The organism is Noviherbaspirillum sp. FW303-A3 (assembly GCF_058788695.1).
In genome coordinates this window covers 3,638,193-3,660,132 of sequence record NZ_JBYTAZ010000001.1, presented here as the reverse complement: position 1 = coordinate 3,660,132, position 21,940 = coordinate 3,638,193, and the positions used below count along the sequence as shown (strand labels likewise).

Here is a 21,940-nt window from a genome sequence, read left to right as displayed (position 1 = left end):
CGCCGGGCCTCCTCCGGCGCTCCTGGAGATCTGATGTCTAGTTTTAATTTGTTCCTGCGTTCGCTCGTGTTCACGCTCCTCATGATCCTCGCGACGCTGATCTGGGCGCCCATGTGTTTCTTGTTCGCGCCACTGCCTTACAACAAGCGCTATCACCTGACTTCGTACTGGAACCGGTTCGTGATCTGGGCCGGCAAAGTCATCTGCGGCATGCGCTACCAGTTCAAGGGTTACGAGAATCTGCCGGATGCACCTGTCATCCTCCTGTCCAAACACCAGTCCGCATGGGAAACGATCTTCTATCTCTATGCGATGCCGCGTCCGCTGGTCTACGTGTTCAAGAAGGAACTGCTGTACATCCCGTTCTTCGGCTGGGGCATCGCGCTGCTGCGCATGATCCCGATCGACCGGCAGAAGGGCAAGGACGCTTTCGCGCAAGTTGTCGAACACGGACGCCGCCGGCTGGCGGACGGGCAGTGGGTCATCATGTTCCCCGAAGGCACGCGCTCGTTCGTCGGCAAGAAGGGCAAGTACAAGGCCGGCGGCACGCGTCTCGCCGTCGAAACGAATACCGTTGTCGTGCCGATCGCGATGAATGCAGGCGAGTGCTGGCCGAAGAATTCTTTCATCAAGAAGCCGGGACTGATCACCGTTTCCATCGGCAAGCCGATCTCCCCGGAGGGCAAGACTTCTGCTGAGTTACTGCAACAAGTTGAAAATTGGATAGAATCGGAGATGCGAGTCATTTCCTCGCCCGGCATTTATTCAAAAGACAACCTCCCCGAATCCCTTGAAGCTGCTACGCCAGACTCCGCCTGACCCTTCACAGCTCTCGCTGCAGCTCGACTTTTTCACTCCGGATTTCTCGGCACAACCTGCCATCGATCACCCCGCCCCGGCGCAAACACCGGGAGCGGCAGCGGTGCCGCAGGAAGCCTTTCCCGCTCCGACTCCCCCAACACGCGGCGTGCTTCCGACTGGACGCCGCCGCGTGCAGGTGCGCGACCATCTCCTCGAATACCGCCTGGTGCGTTCAAAGCGGCGCTCGATCGGTTTCCTGATCGACGAGGACGGCCTGCGCATCACGGCGCCGAAGTGGGTCACGATTGCCGAGATCGAAAATGCGATCCGCGAGAAGCAGCGATGGATCTTTAGCAAACTCTCGGAGCGCCGTGAACGCTCGGCCCGCCGCTTGCAGCCGCACATGCAATGGTGCGACGGGGCAACGCTGCCCTATCTCGGCAATGACGTCACCCTGCGCATCCTCGCCGGGCAGGCGTCGGGAATCACCTATGACGCGGAAACCCGCGAGCTGACCGTGAGCCTGCCGCCGGACGCCGGCGAACAACAGCTCAAAGACCGTGTCCAAGGATGGCTGCAACTGGAAGCCAAACGCATCTTCGCGGAGCGCCTCCCGGTGTATGCGGAAAAACTCGGCGTTACTTACCAATCCTTTTCCCTGTCATCGGCCACGACGCAATGGGGCTCGTGCACGGTGGAAGGCAGGATCAGGCTCAACTGGCGGCTGATCCATTTCGCCATGCCGATGATCGATTACGTGATCGCGCACGAGCTGTCCCATTTGCGCGAGATGAACCACAGTCCGCGCTTCTGGGCGACGGTGCAGTCGATCTTCCCGGAATTCGAAATGGCCAAGCGCGCGCTGCGCGAAAGCGGACCGGATACGCTGCCAATCTTCTGAACAGGAATACACATGCGCATTCTTCACACCATGCTGCGGGTCGGCGACCTGCAACGTTCCATCGACTTTTACACCAAGGTGCTCGGCATGAACCTGCTGCGCACGACCGACCGCCCGGAGCAGAAGTACACCCTGGCCTTTGTCGGCTACGGCACCAATCCCGATCACGCCGAACTCGAACTGACCTACAACTACGGCGTCGACAAGTACGACATGGGTTCCGCTTACGGCCATATCGCCATCAGCGTCGAGGATGCCTACAAGACCTGCGAGCAGGTCAAGGCGGCCGGCGGCAACGTGACGCGTGAAGCAGGTCCGGTCAAGGGCGGCTCGACGGTCATCGCCTTCGTGCAGGACCCGGACGGCTACAAGATCGAACTGATCGAGCGCAAGGGCGCGTAACGCGAAGGATGGAGTCAATCCCTACGCAAGACCGGCCGCAACCGCAGTCACTGTCCGACCTTTACATTTCATTCACGCTGCTGGCGCTGCAAGGTTTCGGCGGCGTGCTCGCCATCGTGCAGCATGAACTGGTCGAGAAAAAGCGCTGGATGACGCGCGAGGAATTCGTCGAGGAATGGGCGGTCGCGCAGATCATGCCCGGCCCCAATGTCGTTAACCTCTCGCTGATGATCGGCGCGCGCTATTTCGGCTTGCCGGGGGCGCTGGCCGCGCTGGCCGGCATGCTGACACTGCCGCTGGTGATCGTGCTGCTGCTGACCTTCTGCTACGCGCAGTTCGCCGATCACCCCGGCCTGGCGGGCGCCCTGCGCGGCATGGGTGCGGTTGCAGCGGGCCTCATCACCGCGGCGGGCCTGCGGCTGCTTTCCACGCTGAAGACCTATCCGCTCGGACTGCCGATCGGCATTGCCTTCGCCGTCGCCTGCTTCATTGCCATCGCCCTGCTGCGCTGGCCGCTGCTCTATGTGCTGCCCAGCCTCGGCGTCGCTGCATGCCTCCTCACCTACAGGAAGCTGAAACCATGAGCGGCATATCCCTCCAGTGGGCCGACTGGCTGCAGCTCTTCATGCAGTACCTGATGCTGTCCCTGCTGTCCGTTGGTGGCGCGATCACGACCGCCCCCGAGATGCACCGCTACCTCGTGGATGAGACGCGATGGCTGAGCGAGCAGCAGTTCACTGCGTCCATCGCCATCGCACAGGCAGCGCCCGGGCCCAACATTCTCTTTGTCGCGTTGATGGGATGGCATGTCGGCATCAATACCGGAAGCATCGTGATGGGCCTGTTCGGCGTCATGGTCACGATGGTGGGCATCATGTTGCCGAGTACTACGCTGACTTATCTTGCCGCCCAATGGGGGCATCGCAACCGCAATTTGCGCGGCGTAAGGGCATTCAAGCAGGGCATGGGGCCGATCGTGATTGCGCTGCTGATTGCGACTGGATGGGTGCTGACGAGCGCCCACAACGATGCGGCGAAAGACTGGCCGCTCTGGCTGCTGACCGCCGCCTCCGCGCTCGTCATCTGGCGTACGCGGCTGCACCTGCTCTGGATGCTGGGCGCGGGCGCGCTGCTGGGGTGGTTCGGCCTTGTCTAGAGACGATTGGCGAGGGCCACGAACTGCTCCACCGGCACCGCTTCCGGCCGCGCCTGCGGATCGATGCCGGCGTCAACGAGATCATTCTCGGTGAACATGCCTGCCACACAATTCCGGATCACCTTGCGGCGCTGGGAAAACGCCTTCGTCACGACCTGCTCCAGCTTCGCGACGTCGCATTCCAGCGGCTGCGCCAGCGGAATCATCCGCACGATGGCCGAATCCACCTGAGGCGGCGGATCGAAGGCCGACGGCGGCACCACGAACAGCAATTCCATGTAGTAGCGCCATTGCAGCATCACGGACAGACGGCCATAGGCCTTGCTGCCGGGTTCGGCGGCCATGCGCTCGACGACTTCCTTCTGCAGCATGAAATGCTGGTCATGCACGCGCGGCGCAATCTCGGCAAGGTGGAACAGCAAGGGACTGGAGATGTTGTACGGCAGGTTGCCCACCACGCGCAGCTTCTGCCCCTCCGGCACGGGAATCGATGCAAAGTCGAATTGCAGCGCATCGCCTTCATGGATCACCAGCCGGGCCGGATCAAACTTCTTCTTGAGGCGCGCAACGAGATCGCGATCGAGTTCGACAACATGGAGCCGGTCCAGCGATTCCAGCAGCAGACTGGTCATCGCCGCGAGGCCGGGGCCGATCTCGACCATCGCATCGTCCTTGCGCGGATCGATGGCGCGGATGATGTCGTGCAATACCGTCTGGTCGGTCAGGAAGTTCTGGCCGAAGCGTTTGCGTGGGATGTGTTTCATGAGGCTAATTCTGTTGAGATGCGGTTGCCATCTGTGCAGCCACCCTGACTGCCTCGATCATGCTGCCGTGGTCCGCCTTGCCAAGGCCGGCGGCGGCGAGATCGAGCGCGGTGCCGTGATCCACGGAAGTACGGATGATCGGCAGGCCGAGCGTGATGTTGATGCCGCGGCCAAAGCTGGCGTGCTTCAGCACCGGCAAGCCCTGGTCGTGGTACATGGCCAGCACGCAGTCCGCGTTTTCGAGGTATTTGGGCTGGAACAGGGTATCGGCCGGATACGGTCCGGTCGCGTCTATCCCCCTTTCCTGCGCCGCCTGGAGTACAGGCGTGATCACCTCGATCTCTTCGCGTCCGAGGTAGCCGCCCTCGCCCGCATGCGGGTTCAGGCCGGTGACGAGGATGCGCGGTTTCGGCAGGCCGAACTTGCGTTGCAGGTCTGCATGGACGATGTCGATGGTTCGCGACAGGCTGTCGAAGGTAATCGCCGCAGGCACATCCTTCAACGGGAGATGCGTGGTCGCCAGTGCCACGCGCAGCATCGGCCTGCCCCCGGCCAGCATCATGACAACCTGCGCGGTCTGCGTCTTCTCGGCGAGGTATTCGGTATGGCCGGTGAACGCAACGCCGGCGTCATTGATCGTGCTTTTCTGCAGCGGCGCCGTGACGATCGCATCGAACTGCTTCTGCATTGCGTAACGGATCGCCACATCGAGCGTCTGCAGGACGGCACGGCCGTTGCGCGCGTCGAGCTTGCCCGGGACGGCAGGCTCGGCCAGCGGACAATCGATGACGTGGATTTGCCCCACCGGCAGGTGCGGCAATCCGCTGTTGCGGAAGGCGAGCGTGGAAATCGCCACGAGACGGATCTGCGGATCGATGTCGGATGCTGTCATCGACAGCAGCGCGGCATCGCCGATCAGGACGGCGCGCACCTCGTTGCGCAGCTCCCAGGCGGCGCGAATCGAAATTTCAGGGCCGATCCCTGCGGGCTCGCCGCAGGTAATGGCAATGGTCGGCCGCTTGTCCATGATCAATCTCAGCGCGCTTCCGCGTTTTCAAAACGGTACTCGACGTAAGCGCGGTCGCGCAGCTGGCGCAGCCAGTCCTGCGATGCCTCGTCCAGCTTGCGCTCGCGGATTGCCTGGCGCGCGATCAGGCGCTGGCGCTCCTGGGAAACGTCATCCTTCTTGCGTTCCAGCACCTGGATCAGGTGATAGCCGAACGGCGACTCGATCGGCTCGCTGATTTCGCCCGGCTTCAGCGCATCCATCGCACGCTCGAATTCCGGCACCGTATCGCCCGGATAAATCCAGCCGAGGTCGCCGCCACGCGAGGCGGACAGGTCATTGGAGAACAATTTGGCCAGATCCTCGAACTTGGCCGCATTGTTGTCGAGGCGCTGCTTCAGTTCGACCAGCTTGCGCTTGGCATCGGCCGGCGAGACGATCTGGTTCACCTTGATCAGGATGTGGCGCGCGCGCGTCTGCTGTACGGAATTGCCTGCTGCCTTGACAACGCTGGCGCTGCGCTTGCCGTTAAGCTTGAGGATGTGAAAGCCGTTCGGGCTCTTGACGATCTGGGACACCTCGCCCTGCTTGAGGCCTTCGGTCGCGCTGACGAACAACTGAGGCAGGCGGTCCTGGTTGCGCCAGCCGAGGTCGCCGCCGGTCAGCGCATCCGTCGCATCGGAATAGGTGGCGGCAATCTTGGCGAAATCGCCGCCCGTTTTCACCTGCTGCAGCACTTCCTCGGCACGCTTGCGGCGCTCGGCGATCTGTTCCGCCGTTGCGTTTTCCGGCGTGCGGACCAGGATGTGTGACAGCAGGAATTCCTGTCCCTGCGGCGCTCCCTGCTCGGCGAGGTAGTTGTCGACTTCGGATTCGGTGATCTGGATCTTGTTGTCCACCTCGCGCTCGCGCAGGCGCTGCATCATGATCTCCTCGCGGATTTCTTCGCGGAAGCGCGTGAAGGGCGTGCCTTCGCGTTCCAGCGTGGTGCGGAACTCTTGCAGCGACATGCGGTTCTGTTCAGCGATGCGTGCCACGGCGCGGTCGAGCATGATGTCGTCGACGCGAATGCCGTATTCCTTCGCCAGTTGCAATTGTGCGCGGTCGATGATCATCCGCTCCAGGAGTTGACGCTGGAACTCGGCGGGCGGCGGCAACGCGATACCCTGGTTCTTCATGCGGCGCTCCACGAGGCGCAGGCGTTCGACCAGTTCCTGGCGCGTGATCACCTCGTTGTTGACGACGGCGATGATCGAGTCGGCGAGATAGACGCGCGGCGCGGCTTGCGGGGCTCCCGGTTTGACCTGTGCGGCAGCATCTTGCTGCAAGCCTGCACCCACGCAAAGGACCGCGGCAGCAATCGCAATACCACGGACCGGAAATTGTGCAATTCGCATGATCTGAAAAGTCTTCATGGATGAACGTTCATTTATGGTTGATTCACCAGCTGGTAGCCGGGAATGTTGGCGCGCAGCGCGTCGATCGGGTTCGATCCCAGGCGCGTCAGGCCATTGAGTTCGAGCTGGAAAAAGATGGCCGAGTTGGTCTGCCCGGTTGCCGTCGGCGTACGCTGGCCGACGATGCGAAACACCCAGCAGTCCGCCTTGTATTCCATGCCCAGCAAACCTTCCGCGACCTTGCTGTCGGGCAGCGAGTAGTTTACACGCGCCACGCCGTACCAGCGTTCCGCGAGCGGCCACTGTCCCGACACATCGACCTGCTCCAGGTTGTTCACGCGGGCGCGGCGGTATTGCAGGTTGAGCACGCGCTTGGGCGCCGGCTGCCAGCGCACACCGTAATTGGCGCGGCTCATGGCGTCGAGGGTCTGGCTGTATTGCACATTGCCTTCGACGCTGAAAGTCGGAGTCAGCTGGCCGTAGGCCGATACAAGCAGGTCCGAACGGCTCTCGTTGCGCGCCCCGCCCAGGGTCACGCGCTGCTCGGTGAAATAGAAGCGCTGACCGAGCGCAAAGCGCATGCGTTCGGCACCGGTCGGCTCGATGTAGCGGGAGATGACGGCAGCCGTCACCTGGTTGGCGTCGCTGATGCGGTCGTTGCCGACGAAGCGGTTCTCGCTGAACAGCTGCGCGAAGCTCAGGTCGGCTTCGGCGGTGTCGAAATTCGGGAAAGCCGACTGGTCCTTGTACGGCGTGTAGACATAAAACAGGCGCGGTTCCAGCGTCTGCGTCATGGTGTTGCCGAAGAACTGGGACTCGCGCTCGAACACCAGTCCGCTGTCGAGTGACAGCGTCGGCAACGTGCGCGAGAGATTGCTGGTCGCGACCGGGACGTTGTTATCCAAGTTGTATTTCGTCGTATGCAGCGACAGCCTGGGCGTGATGAAGTAGCCCGGCTTGATGATCGGATAGGCGATGCGCGGATTGACAAGGAAGCGGTCGCCACGCAGGAAGCTGGGATGCCAGAAGCGGGTAAGCTCCGAATCGACGTCCCAGTCGAAGCCGTTGACGTCCTGCTTGCCCGCGTGGAAGGATATCTGCGGCAAGCGGTCGTAAGGGCGCACGATGGGCACCAGCGGATCCTGCAGCACCTGGTAATTCGATGTGCGTGCCGATGCCTGCCACAACGGATTGGCGTAACTGAGCGCCATGTCGCGCAGCAGGAGGCGTTGCTTGGCCTCGGTAATGGTGCGCGAGAAGTCGGTCGGGTAATCGTCATCCGACGCGCTGTTGATATTCCAAGAGTAGACCAGACCCGGCGCCAGGAACTGCGTGTGCGTGGACGAGATCGCATAGCGGTCGGTCCTGGTCTGCTGGTCGTCGGGCAGGGCCTCGACACGCGTCTGCCCCCAGTAGCTTTCGCCGAGGTAGCGCGCCTCGGCGCCGAGCTGCAAGCCGCGCCGCGCATACAGCTTCGGATACAGCGTCAGGTCGCGGTTCGGCGCGATGTTGAAATAGTACGGAACGGTGATTTCAAGGCCGCCGCGGTTGGTCGTGCCGATGGTCGGCGGAAGCACGCCTGTCTTGCGCGCGTCCGACAGCGGAAAGGACATCGCCGGTGCGGCAAGGATGGGGACGCCCTTGAAATAGACAAGCGTACGGTGGGCAATGCCCTCGTCGCGTGCGTTGTCCAGGTCGAGCCTGCCCGATTTCAGGTACCAGTCCGGGTCGGGTCCTTCGCAGGTGCTGTACGAACCCTCATGCACCGTGGCTTGATCTTCCCCCAGGAAGTCGATGCGGTCCGCCCGCCCCTGCGCGTTGTTGCGCTCGAGATGATAGGTGGGCTTGAGGACGTAGCCTTCGCTGGCTTCGATCTTCAGCCGCAACTCTTCGCCCGTATAGGTATCGCCGAAGCGGCGCATGCGGATGTTGCCATGCGCTTCGACCTCGTCCTCCACGATGCGGTAGGTCGCCTTGTCCGCATTGACGGTTGTCGGGCCACGGATGATTTCGACGTCCCGCTCGAGGACGATTTCACGATCCGGCCTGCCGCTCATCTGCTCGGCGCTGATGGTCGCGGGAAGGTCCTTTTCCACGACGTTTCCGTCCCTCGCCGCCTGCGCCAAGACAGCGGGCGGCAATGCCATGACGGCAATGGCGGCAAGGATGCGGAGGCGAAGTTGTGAAGGGGGAAATGCGGGAAACCGGGTCATGAAAAGAAAGGTCGGCTGGCGCTTTTTTAGGTTTAATCCCTTATTATATGGGAACTCACCTCCCGCAAACCTTACCCCAGGTAGTTTCATGTCTTTTAATACCGGTTCCGATCTTCGTCTCGCACAATTGAAGGAATGGCTGGCCACCCTGTCGGCTGAAAAAGTATTGCCCGAATCCATCAGGCCGGCATCGGCCGACGCCAGCTTCCGCCGTTATTTCCGCGTCGATTCGCCGGACGGCACCACCTACATCGCCATGGACGCGCCCCCTCCGCAGGAGGACGTGCGCCCTTTCATCCACGTCGCCGAAGTGTTCGGCGAGGCCGGGGCATCCGTGCCCAAGGTGCTGGAGAAGGACGTCGAGCGCGGTTTCCTGCTGCTGTCCGACCTCGGCACGACAACCTACCTGCACCAGTTGAACCATGATACCGCGCACAAGCTCTATCTCGATGCGATCGACGCGCTGGTGCTGATCCAGGCGCAGAGCAAGCCCGGCGTGTTTCCGGAATACGACCGCGCGCTGCTGCACAGGGAGTTGATGCTGTTCCCGGATTGGTACATCGGCAAGCATCTCGGCATCACGATGACGGAGAAGCAGACGGCGCTGCTGAACAGCGTTTTCGAGACGCTGCTGGCGAACAACCTCGCCCAGCCGCAGGTGTACGTACATCGCGACTACCACTCGCGCAACCTGATGGTGACCGAGCGCGGCAACCCCGGCATCCTCGACTTCCAGGATGCGGTGTACGGCCCGATCACCTACGACCTCGTGTCCCTGCTGCGTGACGCCTACATCCAGTGGGACGAAGAAATGGTGCTCGACTGGGCGATCCGTTACTGGGAACGCGCCCGCCGCGCCGGCCTGCCGGTGTCGCACGACGTGGACGCGTTCTATCGCGACTTCGAATTCATGGGCCTGCAGCGCCACCTGAAAGTGCTCGGCATCTTCGCGCGGCTGTATCACCGCGACGGCAAGGATGGCTACCTGAAGGACCTGCCGCTGGTGATGGAATACACGCGCAAGGCGGCCGGCCGCTACAAGGCGCTTGCTCCGCTGATCGTCCTGCTGGATGAACTGGAAGCCAAGGGTCCGTCGGTCGGCTTCACCTTCTGAGGACTGCACAATGAAAGCGATGATTTTCGCCGCCGGACGCGGCGAGCGGATGCGCCCCCTCACGGACAACTGCCCCAAGCCCCTGCTGAAGGTGCGCGGCCGGCCGCTGATCGTGTGGCACATCCTGAACCTGGTCCGCGCCGGCATCAAGGATATCGTGATCAACCATGCGCATCTCGGCCACATGATCGAGGAAACGCTCGGCGACGGTTCGCAGTTCGGCGCGCGCATTGCCTACTCGGCCGAAGGGACGGCGCTGGAAACCGCGGGCGGCGTCGCCAAGGCGCGCCACCTGCTTGGCGAAGAACCGTTCGTCGCGATCGCAGCGGACATCTATTGCCCGCATTTCGATTTCGAGCAGGTCAAGGACGCGCTGCAGGACAACGACATGTGGGGCAATCCGCATCCGCACGACAAGCGCGATGTGGCATGGCTCTACCTGGTAAAGAATCCGCCGCATCACCCGAAAGGCGATTTCGCCCTGCACAGTTTCTCGGTGGCGAACGAAGGCGAACCGCGCTACACCTTCTCCGGCATCGGCGTCTATCGCACCGAGATCTTCGACTCGGTCAAGGCCGGCGAATCGGCGCAGATCGCCCCCATCCTGCGCGAATATGCGGCACGCGGGCAGGTTGGCGGCGAAGTATTCCGTGGCGACTGGACGGATGTCGGCACCCCGGAGCGTCTCGCACAACTGAACGGATAAGGAGTGTCGATGAAGTCCTATGCAGCCCGGCGCGCCGCCCTGATGGCGCAGATGAAGGCAAAAGGCGGCGGCGTGGCGATCATCCCCACCGCGCCCGAAGTCATGCGCAACCGCGATGCCGACTATCCATACCGGCACGACAGCTATTTCTACTACCTGTCCGGCTTCACCGAACCGGAGGCGGTGATCGTGCTGGTTGCAGGAAAAACCGACCAGGCCATCCTCTTCTGCCGCGAGAAAAACCTCGAACGCGAAATCTGGGACGGCTACCGCTTCGGCCCGGAAGCCGCGCGCGAAACCTTCGGTTTCGATGTCGCCCACCCCGTTGCCACCCTCGACGCCGAAATGCCGAAGCTGCTGGCTGATGCACCTGCCCTGTTCTACGCGCTGGGCAGCGACAGCAAGCTCGACATGCAGGTGAAGGACTGGCTGCAAGGCGTGCGCATGCAGGCGCGTGCGGGCGTCACCGCGCCGTCGATCGTGCATGACGTGCATGTGCTGCTCGACGAGATGCGCCTCTACAAGGATGCCGAGGAAGTGGCCATCATGAAGCGCGCCGCGGCGATTTCCGCCGGCGCGCATCGCCGTGCGATGCAAACAGCCCGCCCCGGCCTGCGCGAATATCACGTCGAAGCGGAATTGCTGCATGAATTCCGCCGGCACGGCTCGCAATTTCCGGCCTATGGCTCCATCGTTGCAACCGGCGCGAACGCTTGCGTGCTGCATTACCGCGCCAGCGAAGCCGAGATCAAGGACGGCGACCTGATCCTGATCGATGCCGGCTGCGAACTCGACAGCTATGCGTCGGACATCACCCGCACCTTCCCTGCGAACGGCAAGTTCAGCGGTCCGCAGAAAGCCTTGTATGAAATCGTGCTGGCCGCGCAGTACGCTGCCATTGCCGAAACCAAGCCCGGCAAGCGTTTCATCGACGGCCATGACGCCGCGGTGCGCGTGCTGGCGCAGGGCATGCTCGACACTGGCCTGCTCGACAAGAACAAGGTCGGCACGCTGGACGACGTGATCGAGAAAGGCGCCTTCCGTCAGTTCTACATGCACCGCACCGGCCATTGGCTGGGGATGGATGTGCACGACGTCGGCGAATACCGGGAGCTGAACGGCGCCAGCGAAGAAAAGCCGTGGCGCACGCTGCAGCCCGGCATGATGCTCACCATCGAGCCCGGCATCTATGTCCGTCCTGAACCCGGCGTTCCGGAGGCGTTCTGGAACATCGGCATCCGCATCGAGGACGATGCGCTGGTGACGGAGAGCGGTTGCGAGATCATCACCGAGGCGGCGCCCAAGACTGTTGCCGATATCGAAGCCGTCATGAAACAGTGATGGCGCAGACCGATTTCGACATTGCCATCTGCGGGGCCGGACCGGTCGGCCTGGCGCTGGCGCTGCTGCTGGTCAAGCGCGGCGCGGATGCATCGCGCATCGCGCTCATCGACGCCAAGCCGCTGGAGCAGGTCAACAAGGATCCGCGTTCGCTGGCGCTTTCCTACGGCAGTACACAGGTCCTGGAAGACATCGGCGCATGGCCGGTTGCCTCCGATCCTATCCACGACATCCATGTGTCGCGGCGCGGCCATTTCGGCCGTACCGTCATCGACCGCGAAGAGTATGGCGTGCCGGCGCTCGGCTATGTGACCCGCTATGGCGCCATCGTGACCGCGCTGGCGGCGGCCGCCCGCCAGACGGCCGTCACGATGTTGCGCCCCGCTCATGTCACCTCCTCCATGGAGCGCGACGACGCCGTCGAAATCCGGTTCGGCGACGGAAAATCGATCACCGCGGGCATCATGGTACAGGCCGAAGGCGGCGTGTTTTCGGAGCAGGATGCGAAGGCGGTGCGCCGCGATTACGAGCAGACGGCGATCATTGCACACGTGACGACGAGCGCGCCGGTTCCGTATCGTGCGTTCGAGCGATTCACCGAAGAAGGCCCGCTCGCGCTGCTGCCGCAGGACGACGGCTACGCGCTGGTCTGGTGCGCCCGTCCGGGGACGGCGTCGCGGTTGTTCGCACTTCCCGACGCGGACTTTCTCGCCGAACTGGGCACGACCTTCGGCACGCGCGTCGGACGGTTCACGAGTGCGACCCCGCGCATCACTTACCCGCTCGGCCTGAACGCCCATGCCGTTGCATCCATGCGTACCGTCGCCATCGGCAACGCCGCGCAGACCCTGCATCCGGTTGCCGGCCAGGGACTCAACCTCGGGCTGCGGGACGCCGCCGTGCTGGCGCGCATGCTGGCACGCGCACCGGTTCCCGACAACCTGCTGCGGTTCGTGAAGGAAAGGCAGACGGACCGTAAGGTCACGATCTCCCTCACCGACACGCTGGCGCGTGTGTTCGCCAGCGCGCCGGACGGTGCATTGACGCAATCGGCGCTCGGATTCTCCCTCGCGCTCGTCGACACCATCCCCCGCGCCAAACGATTGCTGGCCGAGCAGTTCATGTTCGGCGTGCGATAGAAATGAAAAAGCCGCGCACTGCGCGGCTTTTTCATTATTGCAATGCCCTGGATCAGGCAGTCTTCAACGCCACCAGCACTTCGTCCAGCATCTTCTTTGCATCGCCGAACAGCATGCGGTTGTTGTCCTTGTAGAACAGCGGATTGTCGACGCCAGCGTAGCCGGAAGCCATGCTGCGCTTCATCACGATGGAGGTCTTCGCCTTCCAGACTTCCAGCACCGGCATGCCGGCGATCGGACTGGTCGGGTCTTCCATTGCAGCCGGATTCACGATGTCGTTGGCGCCGATCACCATCGCGACGTCGGTGTCCGAGAAATCATCGTTGATCTCGTCCATTTCCATCACGATGTCGTACGGCACCTTGGCTTCCGCCAGCAACACGTTCATGTGGCCCGGCATGCGGCCCGCGACCGGGTGGATGCCGAAACGCACGTTGACGCCCTTCTCGCGCAGGTGCTTGGTGATTTCATACACCGTGTGCTGCGCCTGCGCCACAGCCATGCCGTAGCCCGGAACGATGATCACGTTCTTGGCTTCGCGCAGCAGTTCGCCGGTTTCCAGGGCGGACACCGGAACGACTTCACCTTGCGGTTCCGCCGCCGCGCCGCCGGCTGCCGCCGGCTTGCCGCCTTCGGAGCCGAAGCCGCCTGCGATCACGCTGATGAAGTTGCGGTTCATCGCGCGGCACATGATGTACGACAGGATCGCACCGCTCGAACCGACCAGCGCGCCGGTCACGATCAGCAGGTCGTTCGACAGCATGAAGCCGGTTGCCGCCGCCGCCCAGCCCGAGTAGCTGTTGAGCATGGACACCACCACCGGCATGTCCGCGCCGCCGATCGCCATCACCATGTGGATGCCGAACAGCAGGGCGATCACTGTCATCACGATCAGCGGGGTCATGCCTTCATTGATCGAATGCGCCTTCAGGAACTGCGCGCCGAAATAGATGACGATCAGCAGGCCGGCCAGGTTGAGCCAGTGACGCGCCGGCAGCAGCAGCGGCTTGCCGCCGATGCGGCCGGACAGCTTGCCGAAGGCGATGATGGAGCCCGAGAAGGTCACCGCGCCGATCAGGATGCCGATATAGATTTCCACTTCGTGGATGGCCTTTTCCGCTCCGGTGAAATTGGCCGACGCCGCCGGATCGATGTAGCTGGCATAGCCGACCAGCGTTGCCGCCAGGCCGACCAGGCTGTGCATCAAGGCGACCAGTTCCGGCATCTGGGTCATCTGCACGACGCGGGCGGCGTACAGGCCGATCGCGCCGCCGACCACCATCGCGCCGATGATCCAGGGGATGCCGATCGAGGTGACATGAGGCCCGAAAACGGTGGCCAGCACGGCGATCGCCATGCCGATCATGCCGTAGACATTGCCGCGCCGCGCCGTTTCCGGATGCGACAGGCCGCCCAGGCTCAGGATGAAGAGGATGGTCGCACCGAGGTAAGCGACGATTGTGAGACTTTCCGACATTATTATCGCCTCCCTTATTTGCGGAACATCGCCAGCATGCGGCGGGTCACGGCGAATCCGCCGAACATGTTGATCGTGGTGAGCACGATGCCGATCACGGCCAGCCAGCGGATCCAGTCACCCGGACGTTCGACGCCTGCAGTGATCGGCGGCGCGATCTGCACCAGCGCGCCGATGGCGATGATGCTGGAGATCGCATTGGTCACGCTCATCAGCGGCGTATGCAGCGAAGGCATCACGTTCCACACCACCATGTAGCCGACGAAGCAGGCCAGCACGAACACCGTGAAGTGGCCGAGGAAGGCCGCCGGTGCGTAGGCGCCGATGAACCAGAACAAGGCTGCCGCGACACCGAACATGATCGCGGCCTTGGTGCCGGAAGCGGGTTCGCCGCCGCCGCCGTGGCCGTGTCCCTTCGCCGGTGCGGCAACCGCCGGCTTGGCCGCGGGCTTGGCCGGCGCAGCCGGTTGCTTGGGCGCCGGCGCGGGCCATGTAACCTCGCCGTCCTTGATAACGGTAAGGCCGCGAATGGCGTCGTCTTCCATATTGACGTTGACGATGCCATCCTTGGTCTTGCACAGTTCCTCGGTCAGGCGCAGCAGGTTGTTCGAATACAGCGTCGAAGATTGCTTTGACAGGCGGCTGACCAGATCGGTGTAGCCGACGATGGTCACGCCATGCTTCACCACCGCCTGGCCGGGTTCGGTCAGTTCGCAGTTGCCGCCCTGCTCGGCCGCCATGTCGACGATGACGCTGCCCGGCTTCATGGACTTCACCATGTCGGCGGTGATCAGCTTGGGCGCCGGCTTGCCGGGGATCAGGGCGGTCGTGATGATGACGTCCACTTCCCTGGCCTGCTTGGCATACATCTCGCGCTGGGCTTGCTGAAAGCCCTCGCTCATGACCTTGGCGTAGCCGCCGCCGCCGGAGCCTTCTTCCTCGTAATCGACCTTGACGAATTCGCCGCCCAGCGACACGACCTGGTCGGCCACTTCGGCGCGGGTATCGTTGGCGCGCACGATTGCGCCCAGACCGGCAGCGGTGCCGATGGCCGCCAGACCGGCGACACCTGCGCCGGCGACGAAGACCTTGGCCGGCGGAATCTTGCCGGCGGCCGTCACCTGGCCGTTGAAGAATCGGCCGAAGGCGTTGGCCGCCTCGATCACGGCGCGATAGCCGGCAACGCCGGCCTGCGAGGTCAACGCATCCATCTTCTGGGCGCGGCTCAGCGTGCGTGGCAGCGAGTCGATGGCCAGCACGGTCGCCTTCCTGGCCGCCAACTGTTTCATCAGTTCAGGGTTCTGCGCCGGCCAGATGAAGGAAATCAGCGTGCCGCCTTCGCGCATCAGGCCGACTTCCTCGGGGCTGGGCGGGCGCACCTTGAAGACGATGTCGGACGTGGCCCACAGCCCGGCCGCACTGTCGACGATGCCTGCGCCGGCGGCGCGATAGGTGTCATCGCTGAAATTGGCGGCGTCGCCCGCACCGGTTTCGACCTGGACCGAAAATCCCAGCTTGACGAGCTTTTCGACCACATCGGGCACCGTCGCGACGCGCTTCTCGCCCGGGAAGACTTCCCGTGGTACTCCTATCATTAGAGGCATACGTTGTTCCCCTTGCTTATGGTTGTAGATTGGGTTGGACAGCTCATGGGACAGCCTCACCTGCCCCATTTCTGATTCATTTTCGGCAACAGAACATCTCGCGGCCGCGTACCGGCCGGCCGCGCGCGATTGCCGCTCATTGGTATTCTTACACCGATCTTACACGCAAAAGAAAAATTAGCACAACCGTTCTTTTTTGTTTCTTCTCGACGGGGCACTCTAAACCTTCCCATTCCTCTGCTTTTCAGCACATTCCTCCGTGCGAAATGACGAAAATTAAATGTAGCGGCTTTTTATGACAGAACGAAGAATGCGCTTCGTAAGAGTTGCGCGAAATCAAGATTCCACCCCTCATACATCCGATCATTCCTGTTTTCGCCGGTGGTTGCCATGCACGGTACAATGGCGGCCTCTTAAGGGAAACATATGTCTGAAGTCTGGAAACCCTCTGTCACCGTTGCTGCCATCATTGAACACAACGGCCGTTTTTTGCTGGTCGAGGAAGAAACCAGCGACGGCATCCGTTTCAATCAACCCGCAGGGCACCTCGATCCGAACGAATCCCTGGCTGAAGCCGTTGCACGCGAAACGCTGGAAGAATCGGCCCACGATTTCACCCCGACCGGCCTGGTCGGCGTCTACATGTCGCGCTACGTCTCGTCCCGCACCGGCAAGGAAGTCACCTACCTGCGCTTCGCCTTTTGCGGCGATCTTGGCGCACAGCATGACCGCGAGCTCGACGAAGGCATTTTGCGTGCCATCTGGATGACGCGCGACGAACTGCTCGCCTGCCAGGAAAAGCATCGCAGCCCCCTCGTTCTCCAGTGCATCGACGACTACCTCGCCGGACAGCGCATGCCGCTGTCGGTGATCTATACCCATCCCAGCGTCATCGGGGCAGTGAATGTCTAACAAGCGTGTAGTGATTGGCATGTCGGGCGGCGTCGACTCTTCCGTCTCGGCATGGCTGCTGAAGGAACAGGGCTACGAAGTGATCGGCCTGTTCATGAAGAACTGGGAAGACGACGACGATTCCGAATACTGTTCCACGCGCCAGGACTGGATCGACGCGGCCAGCGTGGCCGACGTGGTCGGCGTGGACATCGAGGCGGTGAACTTCGCCGCGGAATACAAGGACCGCGTGTTCGCCGAATTCCTGCGCGAATACCAGGCCGGCCGCACACCAAACCCGGATGTGCTGTGCAATGCCGAAATCAAGTTCAAGGCCTTCCTTGACCATGCGATGAAGCTGGGCGCGGATCTGATCGCGACGGGCCATTATGCGCGCGTGCGCCAGGCGGAATCCGGCAAATTCGAACTGCTGAAGGCGCTGGACCATACCAAGGACCAGAGCTACTTCCTGCACAGGCTGAACCAGGCCCAGCTGTCGAAGACGCTGTTCCCGCTGGGCGAAATCCCGAAGACGGAAGTGCGCGTGATCGCCGAGAAGATCGGACTGCCCAATGCGAAGAAGAAGGATTCGACCGGCATCTGCTTTATCGGCGAGCGCCCGTTCCGCGAGTTCCTGAACCGCTACCTGTCCTACAAGCCGGGGCCGATGAAAACACCGGACGGCAAGACGGTCGGCGAACATGTCGGCCTGAGCTTCTACACACTCGGCCAGCGCAAGGGCATCGGCCTCGGCGGCATGAAGTCCTACCAGAACGCCGACGGCAACAGCGACGCCTGGTACGTGGCACGAAAGGACGTGGAAAACAATGCCTTGTACGTTGTGCAAGGACACGACCATCCCTGGCTGCTGTCGTCGTCGCTGGCGGCGGGACAGGCAAGCTGGATTGCCGGCGAACCACCGTCCCTGGCCTCGCTCTCGGCGAAAACACGCTATCGCCAGGCGGACGTTCCCTGCGCCTTCACGGCAGAGGGCGCCGATCGCTTTTCCCTCACCTTCCCCGATGCGCAGTGGGCGGTGACCCCCGGCCAGTCGGCGGTGCTGTACGACGGCGAAGTATGCCTCGGCGGCGGCATTATCGACGCCAACGCATAACAGTTAGCACACACTCCCTCGCTTTCCCAGCGCAGCCATCCCCTCTTTGCAAAAGCCGTTTCCTTTCCGGGGAAGGAACGACTTTTGCACGTAGTCTCCCTCATAAATACAAACAGGACAGTGCTGTTCCCCTGCGTAAACCGTGTGCAAGAAGCATCGCCGCACGAGTCAAACGGGGTATGATGGGCCACATCCGCAGACAACTATAAAAAGCGCGCGGATCGCAGCCCTGTGACACAGTCGCTCTGCCCCAGAACGACACACCTGTCACAAAATGAGACAGCCCTGCGAGCAATACATATAACTTGCCGCAAAGGAGACGACGGTGGTACACGGAAAAGCAGACATGCCGGCTGCAGCCGGTTCGGGCATTGCGCCCGGCGCTTTGCAATTTGGCATGCTTCATGCTGACGAGCGCGGGACCATGGTAGAAAAATCGCACCAGCGCTCAGCCGCCCACGGCCTCGGCACCGCCGACAATCCCGACTTCGCCCCGCTCAACCGATCCGACCTGTCGCTCGTCATCGAGCAGAACCAGGCATTGCACAAGTACGCGCTGCCGGTCATGGAGACGCTGTACGAGCAGATCGTCAATACGCACAACATGGTCATCCTGACGAATGCCCAGGGCGTGATCATGCATACGCTCGGAGATGACGACTTCCTCGAAAAAGCCAACCGGGTGGCGCTCACGCCGGGCGTTGCCTGGTCGGAACAGCGCCGCGGCACCAATGCGATCGGCACCGCGATCGTCGAAGGCACACCGACGCTGGTGCATGCCACCGAACATTACCTGCATGCGAACCATATCCTCACATGCTCCGCCGCGCCCATCTTCGATCCGCGCGGCGCGGTCATCGGCGTGCTGGACGTGACGGGCGACTGCAACAGCTTCCACCGCCACACCATGGCGCTGGTGCGCATGTCGGCGCAGATGATCGAGAACCAGCTGTTTGCCGCCGCCTACCAGGACGGCATCACGCTCCACTTCCACAGCCGGCCGGAGTTCATCGGCACGCTGATGGAGGGCATCGTTTCCTTTACGCCTGGCGGACGTTTCATCGCGGCCAACCGCAGCGCGATGTTCCAGCTCGGACTGGCGCCGAATGCGTTGAGCACGCATACCCTGAACTCGCTGTTCGGACTGGGCGTGTCCGCCCTCTTCGACCACTACCGCACCGCCACGCCGGAACTGCTGCACATGTGCCTGCCGAGCGGCGTGCGCGTCTATGCGCGCGCCTCGGTGCGCCTCTCCAGCAGCATGATCTGCGGTGCCGATATCGTGCCGTCGCCCCGTCCGGCGCCCGAGAGCGAAGCGAACCACAGGCTCTCCAGCCTGCGCTACCTCAACACCGGCGATCCGCAGGTAGCAGCTCTCATCGCCAAGGTCACCAAGGTCAATGGCAAGGACATTCCCATCCTGATCAACGGCGAAACGGGCACCGGCAAGGAGCTCCTGGCGCAGGCCATCCACAACGATTCCCCGCGCGCGGGCAGCCCCTTCGTTGCCGTGAATTGCGCGTCGATCCCGGAAACCCTGATCGAGTCCGAACTGTTCGGCTACGAGGATGGCGCCTTCACCGGCGCGCGCAAGAAAGGCAGCATCGGCCGCATCCTGCAGGCCAATGGCGGCACGCTCTTCCTCGACGAGATCGGCGACATGCCGCTGAACCTGCAGGCACGCCTGCTGCGCGTATTGCAGGAACGCATGGTGACGCCGCTGGGCAGCGCGAAGTCGATTCCGGTCAATGTAAATGTGATCTGCGCGACCCACCGCAACCTGCGCGACATGATCGCCAAGGGCGAGTTCCGCGAAGACCTCTACTACCGCCTCAACGGCCTGGTCGTGAAACTGCCGCCGTTGCGCGAGCGGACCGACTTCGAGACCGTGGTGAACAAGCTGCTGTCCTGCGAAGGAAAGGGCATGCGCTACACCGTCGCACCGGATGTGATGCAGATGTTCAAGCAACACAACTGGCCGGGCAATTTCCGGCAGCTGACCAACCTGCTGCGCACGGCAATGGTCATGACCGGTGACGATGGTGAAATCCGCATGGAACACCTGCCGGATGACTTCCTCGACGATGTGAAGAACATGGGCAGCAGGGAAGAGTCACCGGCAGCCGTCGATACCGTTCCTGCGAACGCGACGCTGGAAGATGTGGAACTCAACATGATCCAGAAGGCCTTGCAGGCGCATGGCGGGAATGTGTCCGCCGCCGCAAGGGCGCTGGGGATTTCGCGGAATACGATTTACCGGAAGCTGGGTTGATTTCCTGAGCGCGGGCGCAGTCTTTCCCTAGTCGCCAATCTCTTCCCCTTCGTCCCCGCGAAGGCGGGGATGACAGGGGAAAGGGAATGATCTTTTGATCCATTCCCCCCGCATTCAACCATTACGGCAGCATCCGCCGAAGCGACCCCGCCCCCGATTTCGCCAGATGCAGCACCACCGCCAGCAGGTGCACCGCCACCAGCACGCACAGCAGCCAGACAAACGCCACATGCATGGTCCGGAAGAAGGCCTGCACCGCCGGGTTCTCCCAGCCCAACTGCGGCAGCGCATAGCCAAAGAACTTCACCGGATACTTGCCGAAATTCGATCCGACAAACCCGGACAGCGGGATCATCACCATGCACGCATACAGGAGCCGGTGAACCATGGCCGCAGCCCTTTCCTGCACGGCAGACGTGTGCAGCGCAGCCGGCGGCTTCGTCCGCGCACGCCACCAGAGCCGCACTGCAATCAGCATCAGTGCAATCACCCCAAACGACTTGTGCAGCCCGTAGAAATACGCCACCTCCGGCGTGCGCTTCGGCAGCTCGACCATGTACAGGCCGACCGCGACCTGCCCGACGAGCAGCACTGCCATTGCCCAGTGCAGCACGATCGCCGGCAAGGAATAACGTTCCGGCTTCGCCGCCTCGTTCCGTGACGCCAGCGCGTCCAGGCTTATTGAATGACTACGCCCCATGGCAGTTCTCCCACAGTGATTTCCTTGATGACCTGGCGCGCCGCGGTGTCGATCACCGAGACGGAGCCTGACCGGCCGTTGGCGACGTACAGTTTCTTGCCGTCGGGCGTGATCGCCATGTTCCAGGGGCGCTTGCCCACCGGGATCTTCGCGGTCACCTTGTTCTCGGCGACGTCGATCACGCTCACCGTCGCATCCTTGCCGTTGGTGACATACACGGTGCGGCCGTCGGGATGCACGGTAACGCCGTTGGAGAAATTGCCCGAGGGGATGCTCGCAATGACCTTCTGCGTCTTGGTATCGATCGCATAGACCGTACCGGCGATTTCCGCGGCAACATAGGCGCGGCTGCCGTCGGGAAGGAAGCCGATGCCGCGCGGTCGCATGCCCACCTTGATCGCGTTCACCTGCTTGCGCTGCTCGACATCGACGATGTCGACCATGTCCGCATCTTCCGCGCTGACGTACACCCACTTGCCGTCGGGGCTGAAGTTGGCGTGCTCGGGATTCTTGCCCTTGGTCGTCACGTTGAAGACGATCTTGTGCGTGGCCGGGGAGACGAAGTTGATGCTGTTGCTGACTTCGCTGGCCACCGCTACCCAATCGCCCTTGGGTGAAATGCCCACGCCTTCTGGCGATTCCTGCAGCTTGACGCGCTCGGCGACCTTGCGTTGCGCGAGGTCGACCACGAGGAGGGAGTTGGTGGATTCGTCGCTCACATACAGTGTCTTGCCGCCGTGGCCGACGACAATGCCGCGCGGCCGTCCGCCGGTTTCAATGGATGCGACGACGCTGTCGTTTTCCACGTCGATGACGGATACGGTGCCGGATTTTTCATTCGGCACATAGGCATAGGGCGCAGCCCAGGCAGTGCCGGCGCCCAGCAGGGCCGCAAGCAATACGGGGTGGTTGAATGGTTTCATCTTGTCTCCTTGCTTGTAA

The 21,940-nt window shown here is 62.5% G+C and carries 20 protein-coding genes; 12 read left to right on the top strand and 8 right to left on the bottom strand.

The genetic code is table 11. From position 1 onward, the window contains the following. Positions 1–33 precede the first annotated feature (33 nt). The 5 genes from AC3WOY_RS17695 to AC3WOY_RS17675 are packed head-to-tail and all read left to right on the top strand — an operon-like array spanning position 34 to position 3,260. Positions 34–819, top strand: a complete 786-nt coding sequence (locus AC3WOY_RS17695; protein WP_492426081.1) for a lysophospholipid acyltransferase family protein — start codon at positions 34–36, stop codon at positions 817–819. Beyond that, a complete protein-coding gene (locus tag AC3WOY_RS17690) occupies positions 791–1,702 on the top strand; it encodes a M48 family metallopeptidase (protein WP_492426079.1) in 912 nt (303 codons plus the stop codon). The genes AC3WOY_RS17695 and AC3WOY_RS17690 overlap by 29 nt, the downstream gene beginning before the upstream one ends. A gap of 12 nt (positions 1,703–1,714) precedes the next feature. After that, entirely contained in the window at positions 1,715–2,104 is a 390-nt protein-coding gene (gene gloA / locus AC3WOY_RS17685) for a lactoylglutathione lyase (protein WP_492426077.1), read from the top strand. Positions 2,105–2,112: 8 nt separating this feature from the next. Next, entirely contained in the window at positions 2,113–2,688 is a 576-nt protein-coding gene (locus AC3WOY_RS17680; protein WP_492426075.1) for a chromate transporter, read from the top strand. Further along, on the top strand, positions 2,685–3,260 hold the full coding sequence (locus tag AC3WOY_RS17675) for a chromate transporter (protein ID WP_492426073.1): 576 nt from the start codon (positions 2,685–2,687) through the stop codon (positions 3,258–3,260). The genes AC3WOY_RS17680 and AC3WOY_RS17675 overlap by 4 nt, the downstream gene beginning before the upstream one ends. Here the strand turns inward: AC3WOY_RS17675 and rsmA are convergent. The 4 genes from rsmA to AC3WOY_RS17655 are packed head-to-tail and all read right to left on the bottom strand — an operon-like array spanning position 3,257 to position 8,523. After that, complete coding sequence (gene rsmA, locus AC3WOY_RS17670) at positions 3,257–4,024, bottom strand: 16S rRNA (adenine(1518)-N(6)/adenine(1519)-N(6))-dimethyltransferase RsmA (RefSeq protein WP_492426071.1); 768 nt, start codon at positions 4,022–4,024, stop codon at positions 3,257–3,259. The genes AC3WOY_RS17675 and rsmA overlap by 4 nt on opposite strands. Positions 4,025–4,028: 4 nt before the next feature. Further along, positions 4,029–5,051 carry a 4-hydroxythreonine-4-phosphate dehydrogenase PdxA gene (gene pdxA / locus AC3WOY_RS17665; protein ID WP_492426069.1) on the bottom strand — a complete coding sequence of 341 codons (1,023 nt, stop codon included), beginning with the start codon at positions 5,049–5,051 and terminating at the stop codon, positions 4,029–4,031. Between the two features lie 8 nt (positions 5,052–5,059). Then, the gene (locus tag AC3WOY_RS17660) at positions 5,060–6,445 is read right to left on the bottom strand and encodes a peptidylprolyl isomerase (RefSeq protein ID WP_492426067.1); all 1,386 of its coding nucleotides are present in this window, start codon (positions 6,443–6,445) and stop codon (positions 5,060–5,062) included. 14 nt (positions 6,446–6,459) lie between these two features. Then, positions 6,460–8,523, bottom strand: a complete 2,064-nt coding sequence (locus AC3WOY_RS17655; RefSeq protein ID WP_492426065.1) for an LPS-assembly protein LptD — start codon at positions 8,521–8,523, stop codon at positions 6,460–6,462. 205 nt (positions 8,524–8,728) lie between these two features. Here AC3WOY_RS17655 and AC3WOY_RS17650 point away from each other — a divergent pair, with 205 nt between their 5' ends. From AC3WOY_RS17650 to AC3WOY_RS17635, 4 genes are read left to right on the top strand one after another with little or no spacing between them, the layout of a single operon-like run. Next, positions 8,729–9,754: an aminoglycoside phosphotransferase family protein gene (locus AC3WOY_RS17650; protein WP_492426063.1), complete on the top strand. Its 1,026-nt coding sequence runs from the start codon at positions 8,729–8,731 to the stop codon at positions 9,752–9,754. 10 nt (positions 9,755–9,764) lie between these two features. Next, positions 9,765–10,460: an N-acetylmuramate alpha-1-phosphate uridylyltransferase MurU gene (gene murU, locus AC3WOY_RS17645; RefSeq protein WP_492426061.1), complete on the top strand. Its 696-nt coding sequence runs from the start codon at positions 9,765–9,767 to the stop codon at positions 10,458–10,460. A gap of 9 nt (positions 10,461–10,469) precedes the next feature. Next, the gene (locus tag AC3WOY_RS17640; RefSeq protein ID WP_492426059.1) at positions 10,470–11,801 is read left to right on the top strand and encodes an aminopeptidase P N-terminal domain-containing protein; all 1,332 of its coding nucleotides are present in this window, start codon (positions 10,470–10,472) and stop codon (positions 11,799–11,801) included. Continuing rightward, positions 11,801–12,940 (top strand): UbiH/UbiF/VisC/COQ6 family ubiquinone biosynthesis hydroxylase, encoded by a 1,140-nt coding sequence (locus AC3WOY_RS17635; protein WP_492426057.1) that lies wholly within the window; start codon positions 11,801–11,803, stop codon positions 12,938–12,940. Before AC3WOY_RS17640 ends, AC3WOY_RS17635 begins: the two co-directional genes overlap by 1 nt. Positions 12,941–12,992: 52 nt before the next feature. Here AC3WOY_RS17635 and pntB read toward each other — a convergent pair whose 3' ends face one another. Beyond that, a complete protein-coding gene (pntB, locus tag AC3WOY_RS17630; RefSeq protein WP_492426055.1) occupies positions 12,993–14,417 on the bottom strand; it encodes a Re/Si-specific NAD(P)(+) transhydrogenase subunit beta in 1,425 nt (474 codons plus the stop codon). A gap of 14 nt (positions 14,418–14,431) precedes the next feature. Next, positions 14,432–16,021 (bottom strand): Re/Si-specific NAD(P)(+) transhydrogenase subunit alpha, encoded by a 1,590-nt coding sequence (locus AC3WOY_RS17625; protein WP_492426053.1) that lies wholly within the window; start codon positions 16,019–16,021, stop codon positions 14,432–14,434. 426 nt (positions 16,022–16,447) lie between these two features. Here AC3WOY_RS17625 and AC3WOY_RS17620 point away from each other — a divergent pair, with 426 nt between their 5' ends. The 3 genes from AC3WOY_RS17620 to AC3WOY_RS17610 all read left to right on the top strand — a co-directional run bounded on the left by AC3WOY_RS17620 (position 16,448) and on the right by AC3WOY_RS17610 (position 20,298). Beyond that, positions 16,448–16,933 carry an NUDIX hydrolase gene (locus AC3WOY_RS17620; RefSeq protein WP_492426051.1) on the top strand — a complete coding sequence of 162 codons (486 nt, stop codon included), beginning with the start codon at positions 16,448–16,450 and terminating at the stop codon, positions 16,931–16,933. Beyond that, positions 16,926–18,026, top strand: a complete 1,101-nt coding sequence (gene mnmA, locus AC3WOY_RS17615; protein ID WP_492426049.1) for a tRNA 2-thiouridine(34) synthase MnmA — start codon at positions 16,926–16,928, stop codon at positions 18,024–18,026. Before AC3WOY_RS17620 ends, mnmA begins: the two co-directional genes overlap by 8 nt. A gap of 397 nt (positions 18,027–18,423) precedes the next feature. Next, positions 18,424–20,298 carry a sigma-54-dependent Fis family transcriptional regulator gene (locus AC3WOY_RS17610; RefSeq protein ID WP_492429347.1) on the top strand — a complete coding sequence of 625 codons (1,875 nt, stop codon included), beginning with the start codon at positions 18,424–18,426 and terminating at the stop codon, positions 20,296–20,298. A 121-nt stretch (positions 20,299–20,419) separates the two neighbouring features. On the opposite strand, the gene AC3WOY_RS17605 is transcribed toward AC3WOY_RS17610, so the two are convergent. Beyond that, entirely contained in the window at positions 20,420–20,998 is a 579-nt protein-coding gene (locus tag AC3WOY_RS17605; RefSeq protein ID WP_492426047.1) for a cytochrome b, read from the bottom strand. Then, entirely contained in the window at positions 20,977–21,921 is a 945-nt protein-coding gene (locus tag AC3WOY_RS17600) for a beta-propeller fold lactonase family protein (protein ID WP_492426045.1), read from the bottom strand. Before AC3WOY_RS17600 ends, AC3WOY_RS17605 begins: the two co-directional genes overlap by 22 nt. Between the last annotated feature and the right edge of the window lie 19 nt (positions 21,922–21,940).

Bases quoted from the DNA above. Each gene is read 5' to 3' on its own strand.
- AC3WOY_RS17695 (WP_492426081.1), top strand. From the start codon at position 34: ATGTCTAGTTTTAATTTGTTCCTGCGTTCGCTCGTGTTCACGCTCCTC.
- gloA (WP_492426077.1), top strand. From the start codon at position 1,715: ATGCGCATTCTTCACACCATGCTGCGGGTCGGCGACCTGCAACGTTCC.
- AC3WOY_RS17680 (WP_492426075.1), top strand. From the start codon at position 2,113: ATGGAGTCAATCCCTACGCAAGACCGGCCGCAACCGCAGTCACTGTCC.
- AC3WOY_RS17675 (WP_492426073.1), top strand. From the start codon at position 2,685: ATGAGCGGCATATCCCTCCAGTGGGCCGACTGGCTGCAGCTCTTCATG.
- rsmA (WP_492426071.1), bottom strand. From the start codon at position 4,024: ATGAAACACATCCCACGCAAACGCTTCGGCCAGAACTTCCTGACCGAC.
- pdxA (WP_492426069.1), bottom strand. From the start codon at position 5,051: ATGGACAAGCGGCCGACCATTGCCATTACCTGCGGCGAGCCCGCAGGG.
- AC3WOY_RS17660 (WP_492426067.1), bottom strand. From the start codon at position 6,445: ATGAAGACTTTTCAGATCATGCGAATTGCACAATTTCCGGTCCGTGGT.
- AC3WOY_RS17650 (WP_492426063.1), top strand. From the start codon at position 8,729: ATGTCTTTTAATACCGGTTCCGATCTTCGTCTCGCACAATTGAAGGAA.
- murU (WP_492426061.1), top strand. From the start codon at position 9,765: ATGAAAGCGATGATTTTCGCCGCCGGACGCGGCGAGCGGATGCGCCCC.
- AC3WOY_RS17640 (WP_492426059.1), top strand. From the start codon at position 10,470: ATGAAGTCCTATGCAGCCCGGCGCGCCGCCCTGATGGCGCAGATGAAG.
- AC3WOY_RS17635 (WP_492426057.1), top strand. From the start codon at position 11,801: ATGGCGCAGACCGATTTCGACATTGCCATCTGCGGGGCCGGACCGGTC.
- pntB (WP_492426055.1), bottom strand. From the start codon at position 14,417: ATGTCGGAAAGTCTCACAATCGTCGCTTACCTCGGTGCGACCATCCTC.
- AC3WOY_RS17625 (WP_492426053.1), bottom strand. From the start codon at position 16,021: ATGCCTCTAATGATAGGAGTACCACGGGAAGTCTTCCCGGGCGAGAAG.
- AC3WOY_RS17620 (WP_492426051.1), top strand. From the start codon at position 16,448: ATGTCTGAAGTCTGGAAACCCTCTGTCACCGTTGCTGCCATCATTGAA.
- mnmA (WP_492426049.1), top strand. From the start codon at position 16,926: ATGTCTAACAAGCGTGTAGTGATTGGCATGTCGGGCGGCGTCGACTCT.
- AC3WOY_RS17610 (WP_492429347.1), top strand. From the start codon at position 18,424: ATGCTTCATGCTGACGAGCGCGGGACCATGGTAGAAAAATCGCACCAG.
- AC3WOY_RS17605 (WP_492426047.1), bottom strand. From the start codon at position 20,998: ATGGGGCGTAGTCATTCAATAAGCCTGGACGCGCTGGCGTCACGGAAC.
- AC3WOY_RS17600 (WP_492426045.1), bottom strand. From the start codon at position 21,921: ATGAAACCATTCAACCACCCCGTATTGCTTGCGGCCCTGCTGGGCGCC.